The 21,235-nt window shown below is 65.3% G+C and carries 17 protein-coding genes; 10 read left to right on the top strand and 7 right to left on the bottom strand.

From position 1 onward, the window contains the following. Window positions 1–202: oxidoreductase C-terminal domain-containing protein (locus PKE80_RS12565; protein WP_271182747.1), on the top strand; the 202-nt coding region annotated here is incomplete at its 5' end. A 42-nt stretch (window positions 203–244) separates the two neighbouring features. Here PKE80_RS12565 and PKE80_RS12570 read toward each other — a convergent pair. Genes PKE80_RS12570 through PKE80_RS12580 form a run of 3 tightly spaced genes read right to left on the bottom strand, consistent with a single transcriptional unit; the run spans window position 245 to window position 5,998 of the window. Next, complete coding sequence (locus PKE80_RS12570) at window positions 245–1,642, bottom strand: efflux transporter outer membrane subunit (RefSeq protein ID WP_271183145.1); 1,398 nt, start codon at window positions 1,640–1,642, stop codon at window positions 245–247. Further along, window positions 1,642–4,857: an efflux RND transporter permease subunit gene (locus PKE80_RS12575; RefSeq protein WP_271182748.1), complete on the bottom strand. Its 3,216-nt coding sequence runs from the start codon at window positions 4,855–4,857 to the stop codon at window positions 1,642–1,644. The genes PKE80_RS12570 and PKE80_RS12575 overlap by 1 nt, the downstream gene beginning before the upstream one ends. A 4-nt stretch (window positions 4,858–4,861) precedes the next feature. Continuing rightward, window positions 4,862–5,998, bottom strand: coding sequence for an efflux RND transporter periplasmic adaptor subunit (locus PKE80_RS12580; RefSeq protein ID WP_271182749.1), 1,137 nt, complete (start codon window positions 5,996–5,998; stop codon window positions 4,862–4,864). 163 nt (window positions 5,999–6,161) lie between these two features. On the opposite strand from PKE80_RS12580, the gene PKE80_RS12585 reads away from it, so the two are divergent. From PKE80_RS12585 to PKE80_RS12595, 3 genes are all read left to right on the top strand, one after another. After that, on the top strand, window positions 6,162–6,890 hold the full coding sequence (locus tag PKE80_RS12585; RefSeq protein WP_271182750.1) for a response regulator transcription factor: 729 nt from the start codon (window positions 6,162–6,164) through the stop codon (window positions 6,888–6,890). After that, window positions 6,887–8,278, top strand: coding sequence for an ATP-binding protein (locus PKE80_RS12590; RefSeq protein ID WP_271182751.1), 1,392 nt, complete (start codon window positions 6,887–6,889; stop codon window positions 8,276–8,278). The genes PKE80_RS12585 and PKE80_RS12590 overlap by 4 nt, the downstream gene beginning before the upstream one ends. A gap of 101 nt (window positions 8,279–8,379) precedes the next feature. After that, window positions 8,380–9,939: a tetratricopeptide repeat-containing sulfotransferase family protein gene (locus tag PKE80_RS12595; RefSeq protein WP_271182752.1), complete on the top strand. Its 1,560-nt coding sequence runs from the start codon at window positions 8,380–8,382 to the stop codon at window positions 9,937–9,939. 87 nt (window positions 9,940–10,026) lie between these two features. Here the strand turns inward: PKE80_RS12595 and PKE80_RS12600 are convergent, their stop codons facing one another. From PKE80_RS12600 to PKE80_RS12615, 4 genes are all read right to left on the bottom strand, one after another. Beyond that, complete coding sequence (locus PKE80_RS12600) at window positions 10,027–12,438, bottom strand: TonB-dependent receptor (RefSeq protein ID WP_271182753.1); 2,412 nt, start codon at window positions 12,436–12,438, stop codon at window positions 10,027–10,029. A 256-nt stretch (window positions 12,439–12,694) separates the two neighbouring features. Then, a complete protein-coding gene (locus PKE80_RS12605; RefSeq protein WP_271182754.1) occupies window positions 12,695–13,645 on the bottom strand; it encodes a sterol desaturase family protein in 951 nt (316 codons plus the stop codon). A 261-nt stretch (window positions 13,646–13,906) separates the two neighbouring features. Further along, window positions 13,907–14,917, bottom strand: a complete 1,011-nt coding sequence (locus tag PKE80_RS12610) for an MBL fold metallo-hydrolase (RefSeq protein ID WP_271182755.1) — start codon at window positions 14,915–14,917, stop codon at window positions 13,907–13,909. 29 nt (window positions 14,918–14,946) lie between these two features. After that, on the bottom strand, window positions 14,947–16,032 hold the full coding sequence (locus PKE80_RS12615) for an MBL fold metallo-hydrolase (protein ID WP_271182756.1): 1,086 nt from the start codon (window positions 16,030–16,032) through the stop codon (window positions 14,947–14,949). Between the two features lie 238 nt (window positions 16,033–16,270). Here PKE80_RS12615 and PKE80_RS12620 point away from each other — a divergent pair, with 238 nt between their 5' ends. The 6 genes from PKE80_RS12620 (at window position 16,271) to PKE80_RS12645 (ending at window position 21,224) form a co-directional block, all read left to right on the top strand. Further along, the gene (locus tag PKE80_RS12620) at window positions 16,271–16,744 is read left to right on the top strand and encodes a CopG family ribbon-helix-helix protein (RefSeq protein WP_051211558.1); all 474 of its coding nucleotides are present in this window, start codon (window positions 16,271–16,273) and stop codon (window positions 16,742–16,744) included. Between the two features lie 234 nt (window positions 16,745–16,978). Next, window positions 16,979–18,067, top strand: coding sequence for a putative urea ABC transporter substrate-binding protein (locus PKE80_RS12625; RefSeq protein WP_008831946.1), 1,089 nt, complete (start codon window positions 16,979–16,981; stop codon window positions 18,065–18,067). A 117-nt stretch (window positions 18,068–18,184) separates the two neighbouring features. Beyond that, window positions 18,185–19,000, top strand: coding sequence for an ABC transporter permease (locus PKE80_RS12630; protein WP_271182757.1), 816 nt, complete (start codon window positions 18,185–18,187; stop codon window positions 18,998–19,000). Beyond that, window positions 18,997–19,743 (top strand): ATP-binding cassette domain-containing protein, encoded by a 747-nt coding sequence (locus PKE80_RS12635; RefSeq protein WP_271182758.1) that lies wholly within the window; start codon window positions 18,997–18,999, stop codon window positions 19,741–19,743. Before PKE80_RS12630 ends, PKE80_RS12635 begins: the two co-directional genes overlap by 4 nt. Before the next feature lie 180 nt (window positions 19,744–19,923). Then, complete coding sequence (locus tag PKE80_RS12640; protein ID WP_197524482.1) at window positions 19,924–20,403, top strand: CopG family ribbon-helix-helix protein; 480 nt, start codon at window positions 19,924–19,926, stop codon at window positions 20,401–20,403. Further along, the gene (locus tag PKE80_RS12645) at window positions 20,400–21,224 is read left to right on the top strand and encodes an urea amidolyase associated protein UAAP1 (RefSeq protein ID WP_271182759.1); all 825 of its coding nucleotides are present in this window, start codon (window positions 20,400–20,402) and stop codon (window positions 21,222–21,224) included. The genes PKE80_RS12640 and PKE80_RS12645 overlap by 4 nt, the downstream gene beginning before the upstream one ends. Window positions 21,225–21,235 lie beyond the last annotated feature (11 nt).

A 21,235-nucleotide genomic window follows, 5' to 3' on the forward strand; every position in this document is an offset into this window, starting at 1 on the left:
CTTCGACCAGACGGTGACGCGCGGCGACGTCGAGGGGCGCAGCTTCTCGGTGGTTTACCTCAAGCAGGGCAAGGTCGTGGCGCTGGACTGCGTGAACATGGTCAAGGACTACGTGCAGGGGCGCAAGCTGGTCGAGGCGGGCGCCACGCCCGATATGGGGCGCCTTGCCGACGCGGGTGTGCCGCTCAAGGAACTGGTGTGAACTGAATCCTCCCGATCGCTGCGCGACAGGGAGGACAATACCTTACGAAGTCGGCGCGGCGAGGCTCTCATCCGCGCCGATCGCGCTGTACACCGTGATGCGGTTGGTCAGGTCGGCCAGCACCGTGGAAATGCGCGTCTGCTGGTAAGCATAAAGCGAACGCTGGGCGACCAGCGCGTTGAGGAAGCTGTCGGTCCCCGCCCGGTACTGCGCATCGGCGAGATCATAACTCTTCTGCCCGGCGGCGACGAGGCGGTCCTGCGCGGTGCGCTGCGTCGTGATCGTCCCGCGCCGGGCGAGCGCATCGGCGACGTCCTTGAACGCCGACTGCACCGTGGAGCGATAGGTCGCGAGATAGTATTCGCGCTGCGCCTTGGCGTATTCGAGGTTGCCCTTGTTGGTGCCGCCCAGCAGCGGGAGGCTCGCACTGCCCGAACCGCTGACGTTGAAGGCATCGCCGGTAAACAGGCTGCTGAGCGCCGTGCTGGCAAGACCGATGGTGGAGGTCAGCAAAATCGTCGGGAAGAACGCGGCCCGCGCCGCGCCGATCTGGGCGTAGGCACCCTTGAGGTTGTGCTCGGCCTCGACCACGTCGGGGCGGCGCAGCAGGATTTCGGACGAAAGGCCCGCAGGCACCTTGCCGATCCGCGTATCGAGCTGCGCCAGCGATACGGGCAGTTCGGCGTCCTGCACCGACCCGCCGACCAGCAGTTCCAGCGCATTGCGGTCCTGCGCGACTTGCGTGGTCTGCGCGGCGATGTCGGAATTGGCCTGCTCCAGCGTCGTTTCGGCCGCAGCGAGATCGCTCGCGCTCGTCAGCCCGGACCTGAACAGTGCGCGGGTGAGATCAACCGAACGCTGTCCGCTGTCGCGGGTCTGCTCAGCGAGCGCCAGAAGGTCGCGATCGGAGGCGAGAGTGACGTAGGCGGTCGCCACGTTGGCCACCAGCGTCAGCCGCGCCGAGCGATAGCCGGATTCGGTGCCGAGGTAAGTCTCCATCGCCTCCCGGCTCTGGTTCTTCAGGCGGCCGAACAAGTCCAGTTCGAACCCGCTGAAGCCGACATCGGCGCTGTAGCTCTGGTTGGTGAACTGCGTCGAGTTCATCCCGTGCGTCGCGCTGGCGTCAGCGCCCGGAGCCACTGTCGGCAACTGGTACGAACGCTCGACACGGTATTGCGCCCGCGCCGAGGCGACGTTGGCGAGGCTCGCCTGCAAGTCCTGGTTGTTGGCGAGTGCACGCTCGATCACGGCCTGCAGGCGCGGATCGGCGAAGAGCGTGCGCCATGGCATCCCGGCCTCGCCCGACTGTAGCGGCTCATAGGCTGCGCCCTGCGGCCACTGCGCGGGCGCGGCGGCTTCGGGGCTGACGTACTTGGGCGCCATGTTGCAGCCGGAAAGGGCCACGGCCAGCGCCATCGTGGAGATCAGGAAGGGGCGCATCATGCGTGGTCCTTGGTATGGGCGGGCGTCGTGGTCGCGTCCTTGCGGTGGAACACCCGGGCGACGATGATGAAGAACATCGGCACGTAGAAGATGGCGAGTGCGGTCGCGGTCAACATGCCGCCGAACACGGCCGTGCCGATGGCGATGCGCCCTTGCGCGCCCGCTCCGGTGGCGATGGCGAGCGGCACGACGCCCGCCATGAACGCGATCGAGGTCATCATGATCGGCCGCAGGCGGACCCGTGCCGCTTCCAGTGCGGCGTGGAGCATGTCGCGTCCCTCGCGCCGCGCGGTCTCGGCGAACTCGACGATCAGGATCGCATTCTTCGCGGCGAGGCCGATCGTGGTGAGCAGGCCGACCTGGAAGTAGATGTCGTTCTCCAGACCACGCGCCGCCACGCAGATCACCGCGCCGATAACGCCGAGCGGTATCACCAGCAGCACCGCCAGCGGCACCGACCAGCTTTCGTAGAGCGCGGCGAGGCACAGGAACACGACCGCGACCGACAGGATGTAGAGATAAAGAGCCTGCCCGCTCGACTGATTCTGCTGATACGACAGGCCGCTCCAGGCATAGCTGGTGCCCGGCGCCAGATTCTGCTGCAGCGCCACCATTTCCTTCATCGCGTCGCCCGAACTGTAGCCCGATCCGGCACTGCCCTCGATCTGGTACGAGGAGCGGCCGTTGAAGCGCGACAGGCCGTTCGGGCCGGTCTCCCACTTCATCGTCGTGAAGGCGGAGAAGGGGACCATCTTGCTGGTGCCGTCGGCATTGGTCGCGGACGTCGAGCGGACGAACCACTTGTCGAGGTCGCTCGGCAGCATGCGGGAATCCGCCTGGCCCTGCAGGTAGACCTTCTTGACGCGGCCCCGGTCGATGAAGTCGTTGACGTACGTGCCGCCCCAGGCGGTGCTGAGGGTGTCCGTCGCATTGTCCACGCTGAGGCCGAGGACCGACAGCTTGGCATCGTCGAAGGTGATGTCGAACTGCGGGGTGTCCGGCAGGCTGGAGGCGCGGACCTGCGAGAGCTTGGGGTCCTGGTTCGCGGCCACGATCAGCTTGTCGCGCAGGGTGACGAACTTGTCGTGGTCCATATTCGAGGAGTTCAGCAGCTGGAACGTGAAGCCGTTCGACTGGCCGAGACCCTGGATCGAGGGCGGGGTCATGACGAAGACCTGCGCGTCGCGGATCTTCGACAGCTTGCCCATCAGGCGCCCGCTGATCGCGGATGCGTTCTGGCTGGATGCCGTGCGTTCATCGAACGGCGCAAGGCTGGCGAAGCCCATGCCTGCATTCTGGCCCGAGCCCGAGAAGCTGAAACCGGCGATGGCGAACAGCACGCGGATGTTATGGCCTTCGGAAGCGAAGGCCTGCTCGATCTCCTTGCGCACCTTGTCGGTGCGTTCGGCGGTGGCGCCTGCCGGCAACTGATAGGCGACCATGACTTGCCCCTGGTCCTCGGTCGGCAGGAAGCCGGAGGGCAGCCGCACGAACAGTACGATGATCGCAAGGATCACCGCGCCATAGCCGACGAGCCACCAGCGTCGCCGCGCGATCGCACGCTCGGTCACCGCGACGTAGCGGCCGGTCATGCGCTCGAACCAGTCGTTGAAGCGGCCGAACATACGGTCGAGCGCGCGCTTCGTCCGCAACGGCAGGCCCCGCAGGCCCGGCGCGGGCTCGCGGGTCTCATGCTCTTCCTCGGCCTTGGGCTTGAGCATCATCGAGCAGAGCGCCGGAGACAGGATCAGCGCGGTGAGCACCGAGAGTCCCATGGCCGAGACGATGGTGATGGAGAACTGGCGGTAGATCACGCCGGTGGAGCCGCCGAAGAACGCCATCGGCAACAACACCGCGGAAAGCACCAGTGCGATGCCGACAAGGGCGGAGCCGATCTCCTCCATCGACTGCACGGTGGCGTAGTAGGGGCTCAGCTTCTGTTCGTGCATCAGGCGCTCGACGTTCTCGACGACGACGATGGCGTCATCGACAAGCAGGCCGATGGCGAGCACCATCGCGAACAGAGTCAACGTGTTGATCGAATAGCCGAGCACCGCGAGGATGCCAAAGGTGCCGAGCAGCACCACCGGCACCGCGATGGCAGGCACCAGCGTCGCGCGCCAGCTTTGCAGGAAGGCGTACATCACCAGCACGACGAGGACGACCGCGATCAGCAGCGTCTCGATCACTTCCTTGATCGACAGCTTGACGAAGTCGCTGGTGTCGCGCGGGAAGGCGATCTTGTAGCCGTCGGGCAGGCTTTGCGACAGCTCTGCGACCCGCGCCTTGACGGCGGCGACCGTCTTGAGCGCGTCAGCCCCGGAAGCCAGTTCGATGCCGATACCGGCGCCCGGATGGCCATTCATGCGGCCGTTCACGGTGTAGCTTTCCTGGCCCATTTCGACCGTGGCGACGTCCGACAGGCGCACGACCGAACCGTCGGTCAGCGTCTTGACGACGATGGCGCGGAATTGATCGGGCGTCTGCAGGCGTGACTTCGCCTTGACGACAGCGTTGAGCTGCTGACCCTTCGCCAGCGGCTGCGCGCCGAGCTGGCCCGCCGAAAGGTCGACGTTCTGTGCGGTGAGGGCGCTCTCGACGTCGGAAGGGATCAGCTGGCGTCCCTGCATCTTCGCGGGGTCGAGCCAGATGCGCATGGCATATTGCGAGCCGAGCACGCGCACGCCGCCCACGCCGTTGACGCGGGCAAGGTCGTCCTGGAAATTCGAAACGAGATAGTCGGCGACGTCGCTCGACGAAGTCCGGTCGCTTTCGTCATAGAGTGCGACGACCATCAGCATGTCCGAACCGGACTTGGTGACGGTCAGGCCCTGCTGCTGAACCTGCGTGGGCAGACGCGAGTTGGCCTGCTGCACCTTGTTCTGCACCTGCACTTGCGCGACGTCGGGGTCGGTGCCCTTCTCGAAGGTCGCAGTGACCGAGGCGGAGCCCGAACTGTCGGAACTCGACGAGAAGTAGAGCAGGTTGTCGATGCCGGTCAGCTGCTGTTCGATCACCTGCGTGACTGAGTTCTCCAGCGTCTGCGCGGATGCACCGGGGTAGGTGGCGCTGATCGAGACCGAAGGCGGGGCGACGTCCGGGTACTGGGACACGGGCAGGCTCATGATCCCGCCGATCCCGGCCATCATCACGACGATGGCGATGACCCAGGCGAAGATCGGCCGGTCGATGAAGTAGCGGCTCATGCTCATGGGATTACTGGTCCAGCTTCGCGGTCACGGCCTTGACCGTCGCGCCGGCGCGCGTCTTGTCGGTGCCTTCGACGATCAGGCGGTCGCCTGCCTTGAGGCCGCTGGAGATCAGCCACTTGTCGCCGATCGCCTGTCCGACCACGACCGAGCGCTGCTCCACCTTGCCCTGCGCATTCACGACGAGGGCGACGCCGTTGCCCTTGGCATCGCGGGTGATGCCCTGCTGCGGCGCGAGGATGGCGCTGCGCACCACGCCTTGCGGCGTATCGACCTTGACGAACATGCCCGGCATCAGGAGCCCGTCAGGGTTGGGGAACTTCGCGCGCAGGGTGACGGTGCCCGCCTCGGGATCGACGTTGACCTCGTTGAATTCTACGGTGCCCTGCTGCGGATACTGCGTCCCGTCCTCCAGCGTCAGCGTGACTGCGGTGCTGCCGGGCATGATGGTGCCTTTGGCCAGGCTCTTGCGCAGTTTCAGCAGGTCGGAGGAAGACTGGGTGATGTCGACGAAGATCGGGTCGAGTTGCTGGATCGTCGCCAGCGCATCAGACTGCCCGGAGGTGACCAGCGCGCCCTGCGTGAAGGCGGAGCGGCCGATGCGTCCGGTGATCGGCGCATAAACCTTTGTGAAGCCGAGGTTGACCTGCGCCGTGCGGATCGCCGCCTGGTACTGGTGCACCGAGGCGGTGGCAGCGCGAGCGGAGGCGATGGTCTCGTCGCGGTCCTGCGCGCTCACCGCGTCCGTTTCGCCCAGCGTGCCGTAGCGGCGCGCCTTGGCCTGCGCGCTGTAGAGCGTCGCCTGCGCGTTCTCGAGCTGCGCGCGCGAGGTATCGAGCGTGGCTTTGTAGAGCCTCGCGTCGATCTGGTAGAGTGGCTGCCCGGCCTTCACCACCGAACCCTCGGTGAAAAGGCGGGTCTGGATGATCCCGTCGACCTGCGGACGCACTTCGGCGACGGCGGTCGCGGCGGTGCGGCCCGAGAGCGAGGTCGATACGGTGACCGGCTGCGCTTTCAGCGTGACCACCCCGACCTCGACGGCCTGCTGCTGCTGCGGCGCCGACGGCCCGCCGCACCCGGCGGTGGTCACGGTGGCGAGCGCGAGGGCGGAGGCGAGGGCAAGATGCCGAATGGAAGGTTGCAACCCGAAGGCTCCTTTACACGGAACATGTTTGGCGGCCGTATCCTGCCGCAAGGGCTGTGCGGGCAAGCCTCGGCGCGTTTCGGCATGTTGCGTCGTGCAACCAAATGTCGCGTGATGTAACTTGGGGCAGACAAGGAAACCTAAGCGGATTAGACGTCAGCCCATGACCGCAACAGCCCCCGTAGCCAATGGGCGCATCGTCATCCTCGAAGACGACCCCGACATTCGCGAACTCATCATCGGCCAGCTCTCGCGCGAGCCGCAGGAAGTGGAGGCCGTGGGTACCGTGGCCGAACTGCGCGCGATCCTGAAGCAGCGGCACGTGGACCTGCTGATCCTCGACCTCAACCTGCCCGATGGGGACGGGCTGGACCTCTGCCGCGAACTGAGCGCGTCGGGCCATCAGGGCGCGATCATGATGGTGACTGCGCGTGACGATGCCATCGACCGCGTGCTGGGGCTCGAACTCGGCGCCGACGATTACCTGACGAAGCCCTTCGAGCCGCGCGAACTGCTGGCGCGGGTGCGCAATCTCCTGCGCCGCGCCCGGGTAGTCGATCAGACGCGCCCGCGTGCCGCCCGTTATGCGCGCTTCGGGCCGTGGCGGCTCGATCTGCACCAGCGCCGCCTGGTGACTGACGACGAGCGACTGGTGATGCTTTCCTCGGCCGAGTACCGCCTGCTGCGGCAGTTCGTGGAAGCCCCCAACCGCGTCCTCTCGCGCGAGGAACTGCTGCCCGAGCGCAGCGCCACGGTGGCGTTCGACCGGACCATCGATATCCAGATCAGCCGCTTGCGCCAGAAGCTCGCCGGGACGCAAGGCGGGACCGATCTGATCCTTACCGTGCGCAGCGAAGGCTACGTCCTGCCCGGCCCGGTCGCCTTCGAGTGACGGCAGGCGCGGCGTCCTCATCAGGCTGGTGGCGCAATCTGGCCCGGAGACTGCGCGCTTATCCGGGCTCGCTGGCGGGGCGGCTGGCGTTGGTACTGATGATCGGCATGCCCGCTTCGGCGTTGTTCGCGCTGCATATCTCGCAAGTATGGAAGCAGCACGCCTTCACCGAACTGCAGAGGCAAGCGGCCCTCCTCAGCACCGCCGACATCGCGCACCGCTACGAAGTGGATGCGGAGCGAACCGACTATCTGGTGTCTTCCGGCTTCATTTTCGGGGCGCACAGGCCCGATCCCGGATTGGCGATGCTGGGTTGGGATGTCGGCCTGTCGCGCAGCGTCAGTGAACGGCTGGGGCGTCCGGCACAGGCGCGGGTGCTGCCGCGGCAGCAATGTTTCACACGGTTCGTGCATCATCCTCCGGCGGCGGGAATGAACACCGATCCGCTGCCCGACTGCTGGCTGGTGCGATATACCGATGCCGCCGGGCGCGAACGACGGCTCGTCATCGACCTGTTGCTCAATCCCGACCGTGGGCAGCCGCCGGTGGGCCCGCCGTATCTCGAACTCATCGTCATCGCGGGCGCACTGCTCGGGCTGCTCACCGCGCGTATCGCGACGGCACCGCTGCGGCGGATGGAGAAGGCGGCGCGGCAGTTTTCGCTGGCGGGCGACCTGGAGCCCATCCCGGTCAAGGGGCCGAGCGAAGTGCGGGCGGCGCTGGAGACGTTCAACCTCGCCCAGTCGCGAGTGCGTGACGGCCTGCGCGAGCGTACGCAGATACTTGCCTCGGTCACGCACGACCTCCAAACCCCGCTTACCCGATTGCGCCTGAGGCTTGAGCAGGTCGGGGACGAAGTGCTGCGCGGGCGGCTCGTCGCCGACCTTGCGGTGACGCAGCAGATGGTGCGCGATGGCCTCGACCTTGCGCGCAGCAGCGAAGTGCGTGAGCCTTGGGCGGTGATCGACGTCGATTCCGTGCTCTCGGCGCTGGCGGAGGATTACGCCGAAGTCGGCCGCGACGTCACTTTCATCGAACAGATCCGGGTGGAGGCAAGGGTCAAGCCGAATGCTCTCGGCCGCGCGCTTGCCAACCTCGTCGACAATGCGCTCAAGTACGGCGGCACGGCTGAGCTGCGCTGCATGATGGAGAAGGGCGACCTCGTCATTCACGTTATCGACCGCGGCCCCGGACTGCCCGAGGCCGAGATCGAGCGCGCTTTTCAGCCCTTCCGGCGACTGTCGACCAGCACCGGGACCGGCACCGGCATCGGCCTGACCATCGCGCGGGCGCAAGTGGCGACGTTCGGCGGTGCCGTAACGCTACGCAACGCGCCCGAAGGCGGGCTGGTCGCGGAGATCCGGATGCCCGCTGCAAAGGCGCGCTGAACCGGCTGATTGTCACGACCGTGCGAGCCCGTTAGGCTGGTCTCAATGCCCCGCATCAAAGGCGCTTTCGTGTATATTCTTTTCCCCGGCCGTCCTTCCGCATGACGCTTGAATCGCAGGCCAGGGAGGCGTTGCGGCAGGGGGACCTGCAAGGCGCGGGAGCAGCCGCTGCCGCTCTGGCGAAGGCTCGTCCGGACGAGCCGACAGGTTTCTTTCTGCTCGGTGTGGCAACTGCGGAGGCGGGCCAGATCGCGCGCGCGGTCCCGCTGCTCGAAGCGGCGGTCGCACGGGGGCCGCGGGCGGAGCATGTTGCGCAGCTTGCCAGGCTGCTGATCCTGTTGCGGCGCGACGGGGAGGCTGCCGAGGCCGCCCGGCAGGCCATGGCGCTGGGCCCCGACGATCCTCGCACTTTCGACACGATCGGTTGCGTGCTGGCGCGGCTGGGCGATCATGAGGCCTCGCTTGCCCCGTTCACTGCAGCGGTAGCGGGCGATCCGGACGATCTCGAATACCGATACAACCTTGCGGCGGCGAGCGGCTTTACCGCACGGATCGAGCAGGCGCGCTCGCATTACGAGACGATCCTTGAGACCGATCCGGGCAATGCGCGGGCGCACTATGCGCTCGCCATCCTGTCGCGGCAGACGCCTGAGGCCAATCACGTAGCTCGGCTGGACGCGGCGCTGGTTGCAGCGCGCGAGCCGGGCGATGCGCTGCGCATCCGCTATGCGCTGGCCAAGGAGCACGAGGACCTCGGCAATGCCACCGATGCGTTTCGTCACCTCTCGGCTGCCAACGGTGCGCACAAGCGCAGCGTCGGCTACGACTTCACGCAGGACGCTGAGATCTTCGACGCGATCGATGCGGTATTCGCTTCCGGTGCTCCGGCGGGCGGCGCGGGACATGGCGGAGCCGCGCCGATCTTCGTGGTGGGCATGCCGCGCACCGGGACCACGCTCGTCGATCGCATCCTGTCCTCGCACCGGGATGTGGAGGCGGCGGGGGAACTGCAGGCGATGCCGCTGGCGGTCAAGCAACTGGCGGGCACGCCGTCGCGCCGGGTCATCGATGCCGAGACCGTTGCAGCCAGTGCGGGAATTGACCCGGATAAACTGGGCGCGACCTATCTCGAGCGCGCGGCCCATCATATCGCGCGGGCCAAGCCACGTTTCACTGACAAGCTGCCCGCGAACTTCCTCTATATTGGCCATATCGCGCGGGCTTTGCCCGATGCCCGGATCGTGTGCCTGCGCCGCAATCCGATGGATACGATCTGGAGCAACTACAAGAACCTGTTTGCCAGCCAGTCCGCCTATTACGCCTATTCGTACGATCTCATGGATACGGCGCGCTACTATGCACGGTTCGACCGGTTGATGGCGCTATGGCAAAAGCTATGGCCGGATCGGGTGTTGCAGCTGTCCTATGAAGCGCTTGTCGCAGATCAGGAAGGCGAGACGCGGCGTTTGCTGTCCCATTGCGGTCTTGAGTGGGACGAGGCCTGCCTGTCGTTCCACGAGAACCGCGCCGCCGTCGCCACACCAAGCGCGGCGCAAGTCCGTCGGCCGATCAATGCCGATGCCGTTGAGCGTTGGCGCGCGCACGAGACCGAATTGGCGCCGGTGCGGACGTGGCTGGAAGGGCAGGGGATCGACGCGTGACGTCATTGCGGACCTGGCGAAGCAATCACGAGTTCGTGGCAGTGCCGGAGGCGCTCGCCCGTTTCGGGAAAGCGCCTCCGGTGATACTCAGTACTTGATGCGCGCTTCCACGCCGACGGTGCGCGGATTGAGCACGGTCTGGCGATAGTAGCGCACCGCGACACCATCGTTCACACCGATGCGCGAGCGGTCCTGACCGACCGAGACCACAGCGTACTTGTCGAAGATGTTGTTCGCGAAGAGGCTGACGGTGTACTTGTCGGTCTCGTACGAAAGCGTTGCGCGGTGCAGCACGTAGCCGGGGATCTTCGTGCCGTAGCCACGATCCCAGCCGAGGCGCGATACCACGTTGCCGCGGTAGGTCGCCGTCCAGTTGGCGCTGAACACGCCTTCGCCCATCGGCACCGTGTATGTCGCACCCAGGCTGCCCTGGTTCTTCGCCGAGCCGGGCAGTCGATCACCCTTCAGCGCGTCGAGTTGCGTGAACTTGGGCCGAACGTCGTAGTCGTTGACGACTGTGCGCACGGTGATGATGCCGTCGACGTCCTCGGTCAGCTTGGCATCCGTGTACGAGTACATGCCCTGGATCGTCAGGGCGGGCACCGGCTTGAACTGGAACGAGGTTTCGAAACCACGAGACTTCGCCGAGCCGCCGTTCACGGTGATGCCGGTGACGCCGTAATACGTGGCGGAATCGACCTGGATGCCCTGCCACTTGATGTCATAAACGTCGAAGTTGAAGGTCAGCTTGCGATCGAACAGCTGCATGCGGACGCCGATTTCGGCGTTCTTGGTCTTGTCCGGGCCGTACTGGACTTCGTTCGGCAGCGCGCAGGCATTCTGCTGATTGGCAGGAACCGGATCGGGGCAGGGAGCGACGCGGTTCGGTCCGCCGATGCGATAGCCCTTGCTGTAGGTGCCGTAGATCATCAGGTCCGGCGTAAAGTTGTACGAGGTGTTGAACTTCCACACCCAGCCGTCCTGCGACGCCTTGCCGCCCGACGGATCGAGGTCGTAGGGGCTCAGCGGGTTGTCGTATTCGGGCGTATCGGGATCGTCGCCGCCGAGCGGCAGCGTCAGGGCGCCCTGAACCTCCGAGGAATACTTGAAGTAGCGAGCACCTGCCGTGACCTGCCATGCCGGTGTCACGCGGAACGTGCCTTCGCCGAAGATCGCCTTCTCGGTGACCTTAGACTTGGTGTAACTGACGTATTCGAGATCGTCGGGATTGACGAGCGGGTTCCCGTACCAATCCGCATCGCCGTAGAACGCGGTCAGCCCCGGCGTATGCTCGGCATAGTCGTTGTGGTACTTCTGCTGGTTGTAAAAGCCGCCCAGAACCCAGTTGAACGGCCCGCCGTGACGCGAGACGAGGCGAATTTCCTGGTTGATCTGCTTGCGGCGGCCATAGCTCTCATTCCAGCTGGAGAATGCCGGGAACGCCTCGTAGTCGTAGTCGAGGTCGAGCAGCAGGTCGGTGTTATCGCTCTGCGAGCGGGTGTGGACGTTGGTGTAAGCGGTCGTCGAGACGAGGTCGGCGATGTCCGCGAGGTTGGCGTTGATCTCCATGCTGGCGAGGTGCGCGCGGCGGTTCACCGGTTCGGCGTAGCGGCTCGCGTTCTCGTACTTGCCAGAGCCCAGCACGCCCGCGCTGTTCGACTGGGCGCCGTCGGTCTTGGTACGCTGGAAGGCGTAAGTGAAGATGACCTTGAGGTCTTCGCTGGTCTGCAGCAGCAACTGGTTGCGCGTGGTGAAGGTCTTCTCGAAGTTGAGGTCTTCACGCTTGTGCAGGTTGGCGTTGTAGGCGTCGCCGGTCGGACGGCTGGTGCCGTTAGGTTGCGGGTCGGAGACGCCGGGCTCGTTGATCAGGAACGGGTAATCGATGAAGCCCGGATCGTAGTAGTACCCGGTCGCGCTGCGGAAGGCGATGTGGTCCTTGACGATCGGGATGTTGATCATCCCGTCGAGCTGGTAACCGAGGTCGGTCGCGTGGCTCTTGGTGAAGAGGCGGCCGTGGGCCTCGCTCTCGAAGGCGTCGGTATTGGGGCGGTTGGGGATGTAGCGGATAGCGCCCGCCAGCGTGCCGAGGCCGTAAAGCGTTCCCTGCGGGCCGAGCAGCGTCTCGACGCGTTCGATGTCGAGCAGCTTGAAGTCATAATAGAGCGGAACTTCGCCCAGATAGACGCCCAGCGAGTCGTCGTAGTTGGCGCCGCTCGAGGCCGTATCCGAGGCGTTCAGGCCGCGCAGGACGATAGAGCCGGTGCCGCCCGGGCCGGTGTCGGAGATGGTCAGGCCCGGCGTGAAGTCGGCGAGGTCGCGCACGTCGTCGATGCGCTGGCGCGCGATCTCGTCGGCGTCGATCGCCGAGATGTTGATCGGCGTGTCCATGATCGTTGTGGCGCGGCGGGTGCCGGTGACGATGATGGCATCGCCCTCATCGGAAGCAGCGGCCGCTTCCTGCGCCACGGCGGGCATCGCGATCACGCTGCTCGTAATCATGGTTGCGGACAGAAGCCCTGCTCTCAGTTTCGCGCGATAAGTCATGTGCTTCCCCAGTTTCGGTTGACGTGCCCCGGTCCCGGCACGCTCCTTGGTCGCGCCCGGTGGGTGTGTATGTGAGGACCCTCATTCGTACGCCGGCCATCGCTTTGCGGATGTCGTGCCGACGCGCTTGCACTGCCCTCGGCCTTGAATGCCGCCGAGGTGTTCGCTCCCGTGATGCGTTGAATTATTACTGCGGCTCGGTTGGCCGTTTTCAGTTGGCAGGCTGTGCGGTTTCGCCGCGCGCTGCCCTGATCCGTTCGATCAGGGGCTGGAACGGGAACAGGAACTGCTCCCGGATGGACAGGCGCCTGAGATCGTCCTGCCCGACGACGCTGGCTTCACCTTCCTTGTAGGTGCCGAAGATGCGATCGAGCAGGATCAGCGAATTGCCGTAGTTGCAGCGCGTACTCTGGTAATCGGTCGAGTGATGCAGGCTGTGATGTCGGATCGTGGTGAAGAAGAAGGAATAGAACAGCGGCGGATCGGAGCGCACGTTGGCATGCGCGAACGTCGACACGACGTTCAGGATGTTGAAGCCGCAGAACAGCGCGGTCGGCGAGAGGTCGAACAGCGCCAGCACGCTCAGGCTGATCAGGAACAGCTCGATCGGATTGCCGACTGCGCCTTTGGCGGCATTGAGCTGGGTTATGTGGTGGTGCGGCGCGTGGGTCAGCCAGAACGGCGTCGAATTGTGCATCAGGCGATGCATCCAGTACTGGCCGAACTCCATGACGAAGACCACCAGCGCCACTTGCAGCAGCCAGGGCATGTGCATCGCCCACTGCGTGGTGATGCCGAGCGATTTCTTGACGGCCTGCAGCGGTTCCTCGGCCAGCGCGGTCGCGGTCCAGGAAATGACGGTGGCGCTCAGCACGACGTAGAACAGGTCGGTGAAGAACTCACGCCAGTTCATGCGCCATCCGGCGTGCCGCTCATGCACGAACTCGAGGCCCAGCACGACGACGGTGATCAGCGCGGAAGTGACGATGATCGTCCAGCCGTTGTCGGTCAGCGCCTTGGGCGCGAAAGCCCAGAACGCAACGATCACGGCGACGAACGCCGGAGGCACGAGGTTGAAGATCTTCTGCTTCACGCCGTCATCGTTCGCGAAGGCAGCCGCATCGTTCGAGAGAACCGTGTTGCGGACTGGCAGTTGTTCCATCGAAAACCCCCCATCCAGACCGGTGGACCGGCCTGCTGTTACAAGATTCTCTCTCCCCGTTTCTTCGCTCTGACCGGCGATTTGATACAAGCTATGGATATTACGTTTCTCGTCAAGCGTATTAATTGAAGGCTGTGCGTTTTGGTGACGAGGCGCGGGAAATCGCGCTGGAGCGTGGTTTTTGTGCATCTGCGTAACACGCTTGTCGTCCGCAGATGCGCTCGGCGGCGCGTATCCGGCGCGCCGCCGATTCGGGCACCGTCAGTAGCGGTAGGGATTCTTGTCGATCGTCGTCGTCCCGCGCGTCTGGTTGCACAGGAAGACGGTGCCGGTGAAGTAGATGCCGGGCTCGGTGATCTTCTGCGCATAGGCCCAGGCCTCGCGCAGCTGCTGCACGGTCATCTGCACCGGCGCCTCGTCGGGCTGATAGGTCATGCCGTACGCGTAGTCCTCGCCGTCCTTGCTGATCTCGACGTGGCAGCCCATGACGTGCGTGACGGGGTGCGTGTCGCAGAACTGGATCAGGCGCTTCATGCTGTCGAACCACGGTTCCCAGAAGCTGATGTAGCAGCGGCCTCGATAGAACATGTCCCCGGTATAGAGGATCTGCGTGTAGCTGTCGTAGTACGCGAACTCGGAAACGACGTGCCCCGGCGAGCCCCAGATCAGGACCTCGCGCCCGCCGAGGTCGAGGGTCACGCGCTCCTCGGGGAAATTGGTCATGCCCCAGAAGCCGACCATCTCCTCGTGCGTGAGGCCCATGTAGCGGGTGTTGGGGCGGTCGGCGAACTGGTTGGTCGCGGCGTAGTGGTCGTCGTGGAGATGGCTGAACGCCACCAGCAGTTCGAGGCTGGCCGGATCGCGCCCGTTGCGGCGGCACCAGTCCTCGATGCACTGGTCGACCACGGCTCGCAGATCGTAGTCGTTGCGCAGTTGCACGTAGCCTTCATCCAGCAGCAGCACGCGGTCGTTGCCGAAATAGAGCGGTGCGAACGGAGCCTCGTAACTGTAGGCCTTGTTCTGGCGCAGGATCGCGGTGTGCGGATTGTACCAGTGGACCTGCACCGGCGGGTCGGTGTTGTCGATGCAGGACGACGAGCCGCAGATCCACTTGTCCGGGAAAGTGCCGGTCGCGGGCAGGTTGGCCTTGAAGTCGATCGGCGGCGGGCGTGTCGCGGCGGAGGCGGCGTCGGACAGCCCGGTCAGCGCGGCGCCGGTCAGCGGCACGGCGGCGATGGCGGCGTTGTAGGTCAGGAAGGCGCGTCGATCCACGACAGGGCTCCTTGTATGGGAAAGTGGCGTCAGAACGGGTGCGGGGCGCGGATGTTGGGCACGCCCTCGGGCCAGATCGGGGTGCGCTGGTCCGGACTGACGCCGTTGAACAGCACGAAGTCGGGGCGGATCAGCATCATGTCCTTGCCCTGCACCGCGCGGGCGGCCTCAAGCGCTTCGTCGATCAGGTTCGGCGTCATTTCGAGCACTCGCTCGTAGGGCTTGAAGGTGGCGAAGCGCGGGTAATACTTGCCCGGCACGAACATCATCTCGATGTGTCCGCCCAGCAGCCACTTCACCGGATTGGCGGCGGCGAAAGCCTTGAGCCTTTCCAGCGAGGCGACGAAATCGGTGTCGTTGCCGATGTTGATCTTGCCGGGGAACAGCAGGTCGCCGGTGAACAGCAGGTCGCAGTAGGGATCGTAGAAGCTCACCCCGTCCTTGTGCGTGCCGGGGGTCGGGACGACCGTGATCACGCGATCGCCGAGGTCGATCCTGCCGGTGCCCGAAGGCCAGTTCGCGATGCCGTAGGTCTTCTGCATCAGCGCCAGCGGCTTGGGGACGATCGTGGTGTCCGGCCGGTCGGCGAACTGGACGAGGCCCTGGTTCTGCGCGATGTCCTCGGCCGAGGTGAGCGCGACGGTCAGCGGCACTTTGCTGCGCCCGCGCGCCTTTACCCAGCGCGCGATTATCGCATCCACCGTCTCACGCAGGGGGTAATGCGCGGCGTTGGCGGTGGCGCCGGTGTCGATCAGCAGCGCGCCCTTGTTGCCGAACAGCAGGTACGTGAACGGCGCCTCCCAGTGGACGCACACGTTCTGGCGCAGCACGAAAGTATCCTCGTTGTACTGCACCACCTGCACGCGCGGATCGCGGTTCTTTGCCGCGACGTTGGAGCCGTAAGTCCAGCGGAACGAGAGGCTGCCTGCCGCCGGTCCGTCGCAGGCATAGTCGTGCGTGACCGGTCTAGTGCGGTGCAGCGGCAAGGCGCTGTCGGTATTACGCACGCCCGGCGGGTTGTACCCCAGCGCCGGGTTGCCGTTGGGATAGGCGCGCCCGGTGGCGGCCTGCGAACTGCCGGAAAACCCCGTGCTACGGGTAGGACTCTGTGCCAAGAAATGCCCCCACACTGGCTGCGAGCGGGTGAACACCGGCTCGATCTCGGGTCAGCTTATCGATATTACAAAACGTGACAACGGTATTATTTTTGTGCGATGAGAGTATCACTCCACCGCCGACTGCGCCTCCAACTGCTGCTGTCATCGGCGGCAAGGTTGGTATAGGGGAGGGCTGTTGTTGTTCCAGAAAGGGCGCCGCTTGAGCACCGATCCCGCCAGTCTTGCCCGGCTCTCCATGAGCCTTCCCGCAGACCTGTTCCGCCAGCTGGATGCCATGGTGGAGGAGCGCGGGCTGCCCTCGCGCTCGCAGCTGATCGCCGAACTGATCCGCCACGCCCTTGCCGAGCATGAGGCTTTGACCCGGCCGGAAGAGATGCTCGCGGGAACGATCACGCTGGTCTACCGGGGCGACAAGGGGCGGGTGCGCCACCAGCTGGCGCAGAGCCAGGCGGAATACCTGAAGGAAGTGATCTCCTCGCAGCACGTCTTCCTTGAGGACGACCAGTCGATGGAAGTCCTGCTGGTGCAGGGCCCGGCCGAGCGGCTGAAGGAACTGTGCGACGCGCTGCGCGCCATTCGCGGCGTCCACCAGCTGCAGCTGGTCACCACCACCGCGCTGCTGCCGCCGCTGCACGAGCAGGATGAAGTCGCCGCGAAGGTTGCCGAAACCCCGCGCAGGCCGCAGCCGAAGGACGAAGTGGCGGCCTGAAGACTTCGTATCGGTAGCCCTTCTTCGTCATTGCGAGCGTAGCGAAGCAATCCAGGGCGGCGTCCAACCTCCCTGGATTGCTTCGCTACGCTCGCAATGACTAAGGTGGAGGGTGGCTCGCCGGCGGGCAGCGTACTCTGCGCGCAAGTATTACAAAAATCGCGCACCGTAATAATTTTCGATGGACAAGGACCCGAATCGCAGCAATGTTGCACTGCGAAAGGGGACCGAGTCATGATCGTATCGATCCGCAGCATTGCCAAGGCCGCGTTGATGGCCACCGCGATGCCGGCAGTACTTCTCACCGCCGCCTGCTCGCAGGCGCCGAGCGAAGCGCCCAAGCGTACCGAATTCAACATCGGATGGTCGATCTACGCGGGCTGGATGCCCTGGCCCTATGCCCAGCAGGCCGGGATCGTGAAGAAGTGGGCCGACAAGTACGGGCTCAAGATCAACATCGTCCAGGTCAACGACTACGTCGAGTCGGTCAATCAGTACACGGCGGGCAAGCTGGACGGCGTCACCGTCGCCAACATGGATGCGCTGACGATTCCGGCAGCAGGCGGCAAGGACACCAGCGCGATCATCGTCGGTGACTATTCCAACGGCAACGACGGCATCCTGATGAAGGGCGGCGACCTCAAGGCGATCAAGGGCCAGTCGGTCAACTTGGTTGAGCTTTCGGTGTCGCACTACCTGCTGGCGCGCGGGCTGAACTCGGTCGGCATGCAACTGCGGGACGTGAAGACGGTCAACACCGGCGATGCCGACATCGTCGGCGCCTTCGCCAGCCCCGACGTCAAGGTCGCGGTGGCGTGGAACCCGCAGCTCAATGCGATGAAGGCGCAGCCGGGCGCGAAGCTGGTGTTCAGCTCGGCCGATATTCCGGGCGAGATTCTCGACCTGCTCTGCGTCGATACCGCCACCCTCAAGGCCAACCCCAATCTCGGCAAGGCGCTGGCGGGCATCTGGTACGAGACGACCGCGCTGATGACGCGCCAGGACGCCGAGGGCAAGGCCGCCCGCGCGGCCATGGCCAAGCTCGCGGGCGCCACGCCGGAAGCGTTCGACAGCCAGCTCAGCACGACCTTCCTCTATTCCGACGCCAAGGCTGCCGTCGCCGCGACCGACGCGCCCGCGCTGGTCACCACGATGACCCGCGTGCGCGACTTCAGCTTCTCCAAGGGGCTGTTCAAGGGCGCCAGTTCGGCCGACGCGGTGGGCATGTCCTTCCCCGGCGGCAAGACGCTGGGCGATGCGCAGCACGTGACACTGCGTTTCGACGATAGCTTCATGAAGATGGCCGCCGACGGCAAGCTCTAGCTAAATACCGTTCGTCATTGCGAGCGCAGCGAAGCAACCCAGGGCGGTTGCCGCAACACTGGATTGCCGCGCTTCGCTCGCAATGACGAGATGCGATAACAGAACGGGATCACGACAATGCGCTGGGTGAATCGTCAGGTCGGGCGAGGGGGGCGGGTGCTTCTCGGCGCGGTTCCGATCCTGCTGCTCCTGCTGGTCTACATCGTCATGGCCGCCAGCCGTCATGCGGTGAACCCGGCCGACAAGATACTGCCGCTGCCCGGCGCGATGGCCGAAAGCATGTCGGCGCTGCTCTTCGTGCCCGACCAGCTCACCGGCCAGCTGGTGTTCTGGGCGGATACCATGGCGAGCCTGCAGCGCCTTGGCATCGGCCTTGGTATCTCGACGCTGATGGCGCTGGTGGTGGGCCTTGCGCTCGGCGTCTTGCCGCCGGTGCGCGCGACGTTCGGCCCGCTGGTCACCGGCATCGCGGTGATCCCGCCGATCGCGCTACTCCCGATCCTGTTCATCGCGCTGGGCCTCGGCGAAACCTCCAAGGTCGCGCTGATCGTCATCGGCATCGCGCCGGTCATGATCCGCGACATCGCCGCCCACGTCTCCGCGCTTCCTCGGGAGCAGGTGATCAAGGCGCTGACGCTGGGTGCCAACAGTTGGCAGGTGATGATCCGCGTCGCCCTGCCGCAAGCCATGCCGCGCCTGCTTCACGCCATCCGCCTCGCACTCGGCCCGGCCTGGGTGTTCCTGATCTCGGCCGAGGCGATCGCGTCCGACGTAGGGCTCGGCTACCGCATCTTCCTCGTGCGCCGCTACCTCTCGATGGACGTGATCCTGCCTTATGTCGCCTGGATCGCGCTCCTCGCCATCGCGATGGACATGGCGCTCACTTTCCTCAGCCACCGGCTGTTTCCCTGGGCACATGGAGAAAGCCATTGAGCACCCTCCTGAGCTTCCGCGACGTCTGGGTCGAATATGGCGACCGGATCATCATCGAAAAGCTGAACCTCGACATCGAGGAAGGCGCCTTCGTTTCCATCGTCGGCCCATCCGGCGCGGGCAAGAGCAGTTTCCTGCGCCTGATATTGGGGCAGGAAGGGCCGAGCCGAGGCGTCATCACCCTCGACGACACGCCGCTCAAACCCGAATGCGGGCCGGATCGCGGCGTCGTGTTCCAGCGTTATTCGGTGTTCCCGCACCTGACCGCACTGCGCAACACGATCCTCGGGCTCGAATGCGAGAAGGCCCCCGTGCTCGGCCGCCTGTTCGGCAGCGCCCGCCGCGCCGCCGTCGAGGAGGCGACCGAGATGCTGACGGCGGTGGGCCTCGGCCATAGCCTCGACCTCTACCCCGCGCAGATGTCGGGCGGCATGCAGCAGCGCCTCGCGATCGCGCAGGCGCTGGTCAAGCGGCCGCGCATCCTGCTGCTCGATGAGCCGTTCGGCGCGCTCGACCCCGGTATTCGTGCCGACATGCACGCGCTCATCCGCAATCTGTGGCGCAAGTATTCGCTGACGATCGTGATGGTGACGCACGACATTCGCGAGGCATTCTCGCTGGGTACGCGCGTCCTTGCGCTCGACAAGCGCCGGCACGATCCGCACGCGCCGCACCGCTTTGGAGCCACGGTCGTCTACGACCTGCCGATGCGCGAGCGGGCGGAAGAGACGGAGGCCGAGTGATCGCGTCCAGCAACCTCCCTTTCGTCATTCCCGCGAAGGCGGGAACCCATCTCCTGAAGGTGCCTGTCGCACAGTCATCAGATGGGTCCCCGCCTTCGCGGGGATGACGGAAAAGAAAGAATGCAATTAGTTTAAATATTACGATTGACGTAAATCGTAATACCTGAAAAGAGAATGGGCATGGGCACAGACTCCGCAAGCCTGGCTCGGCTCAGCATGAGCCTTCCGGCAGACCTCTTCAGACAGCTCGACATGATGGTGGCGGAACGCGGCCTGCCTTCCCGCTCCCAGCTCATCGCCGAACTGATCCGCCATGCTCTGGCCGAGCACGGTTCGCTGATGCGGCCCGAGGAGATGCTCGCGGGCACCATCACCCTCGTCTACCGCAGCGAGCGGGGCCGCGTGCGGCACCAGCTCTCCCAGACGCAAGCCAGTTACCTGAAGGAAGTGATCTCCTCGCAGCATGTCGTGCTGGAGGACGACCAGTCCCTCGAAGTTCTTCTCGTGCAGGGTCCGGCCGTGCGGCTGAAGGAACTGTGCGACGCCATCCGCCGGGTGCGCGGGGTGCAGCAGCTTGAGCTGGTCACCACCACCGCCCTCCTGCCGCCGCTCTACGACCAGAGCGGAGACGACTTCAAGAATATCGGAGCGCATTCATGACCGAAACATTGGCCGATCCGCTCGCAGCCCGAGACCATGCGCGTGCCCAGGGCGGCACCGTGGTCGAGAGCATGCCGGTGCTGCCTCCCGTGGCGGGCGATCTGCCCGAGGGCGTCGATGCCGCCGACCTCGTGTGGGAGGAAACCATCGCATCGGGCGGCTACGCCACGCGGCGCCTGACACGCGGCTCCCGGTTGCGGCTGATCGACGGGAAGGGCGACGCCTGCGCCTCGATCCTGCTGTTCAACGCCGAGATGCCGACAGAACGCCTCAATGTGGCGGACACGGTTAAGGTCCAGTGGAACGCCTATCTCGGCGAAGGCAAGCTGCTCCTCTCCGACATGGGCCGGGTGATGATGAGCATCGTCGAGGACAGCGCGGGCACGCACGATACCTTCTGCGGCACCTCCAACCCCGCGATCAACCTCGCCAAGTACGGCGAGGGTCGCAACTCCGGTGCCTTCCCTAGCGGCCGCGACCGCTTCCTTCTCGGCGCCGCTAAGCACGGCCTCGGCCGCCGCGACGTGCATCCCTGCGTCACCCTGTTCAAGGGCGCGCGGATCGAGGCGGACGGCGCGATCACGCCCGAGGTAGGCCCGTTCGAGCCCGGCCGCACCGTGATCCTGCGTGCCGAGATGGACGTGATCGTGGTGATCGCCAACGTCCCCCACGTCCTCGATCCGCGCCCCGAATACACCGTGACGCCGCTGCGCGCCTCGGCATGGCGCGGTCCGGTGACGGGCGAGGACGACCCCGTCCGCTCCGCGACGCCCGAAGGCCTGCGCGCCTTCGAGAACGTCGAAGACTACTTCCGCCGCTGAACAAGGGACAC

The organism is Novosphingobium resinovorum, from assembly GCF_027922145.1.
Lineage (GTDB): Bacteria > Pseudomonadota > Alphaproteobacteria > Sphingomonadales > Sphingomonadaceae > Novosphingobium > Novosphingobium resinovorum.

Excerpts from the sequence above, each read along its gene's own strand:
- PKE80_RS12570 (WP_271183145.1), bottom strand. The coding sequence starts at position 1,642 with ATGCGCCCCTTCCTGATCTCCACGATGGCGCTGGCCGTGGCCCTTTCC.
- PKE80_RS12575 (WP_271182748.1), bottom strand. The coding sequence starts at position 4,857 with ATGAGCATGAGCCGCTACTTCATCGACCGGCCGATCTTCGCCTGGGTC.
- PKE80_RS12585 (WP_271182750.1), top strand. The coding sequence starts at position 6,162 with ATGACCGCAACAGCCCCCGTAGCCAATGGGCGCATCGTCATCCTCGAA.
- PKE80_RS12595 (WP_271182752.1), top strand. The coding sequence starts at position 8,380 with ATGACGCTTGAATCGCAGGCCAGGGAGGCGTTGCGGCAGGGGGACCTG.
- PKE80_RS12600 (WP_271182753.1), bottom strand. The coding sequence starts at position 12,438 with ATGATTACGAGCAGCGTGATCGCGATGCCCGCCGTGGCGCAGGAAGCG.
- PKE80_RS12605 (WP_271182754.1), bottom strand. The coding sequence starts at position 13,645 with ATGGAACAACTGCCAGTCCGCAACACGGTTCTCTCGAACGATGCGGCT.
- PKE80_RS12620 (WP_051211558.1), top strand. The coding sequence starts at position 16,271 with ATGAGCCTTCCCGCAGACCTGTTCCGCCAGCTGGATGCCATGGTGGAG.
- PKE80_RS12625 (WP_008831946.1), top strand. The coding sequence starts at position 16,979 with ATGATCGTATCGATCCGCAGCATTGCCAAGGCCGCGTTGATGGCCACC.
- PKE80_RS12630 (WP_271182757.1), top strand. The coding sequence starts at position 18,185 with ATGCGCTGGGTGAATCGTCAGGTCGGGCGAGGGGGGCGGGTGCTTCTC.
- PKE80_RS12640 (WP_197524482.1), top strand. The coding sequence starts at position 19,924 with ATGGGCACAGACTCCGCAAGCCTGGCTCGGCTCAGCATGAGCCTTCCG.
- PKE80_RS12645 (WP_271182759.1), top strand. The coding sequence starts at position 20,400 with ATGACCGAAACATTGGCCGATCCGCTCGCAGCCCGAGACCATGCGCGT.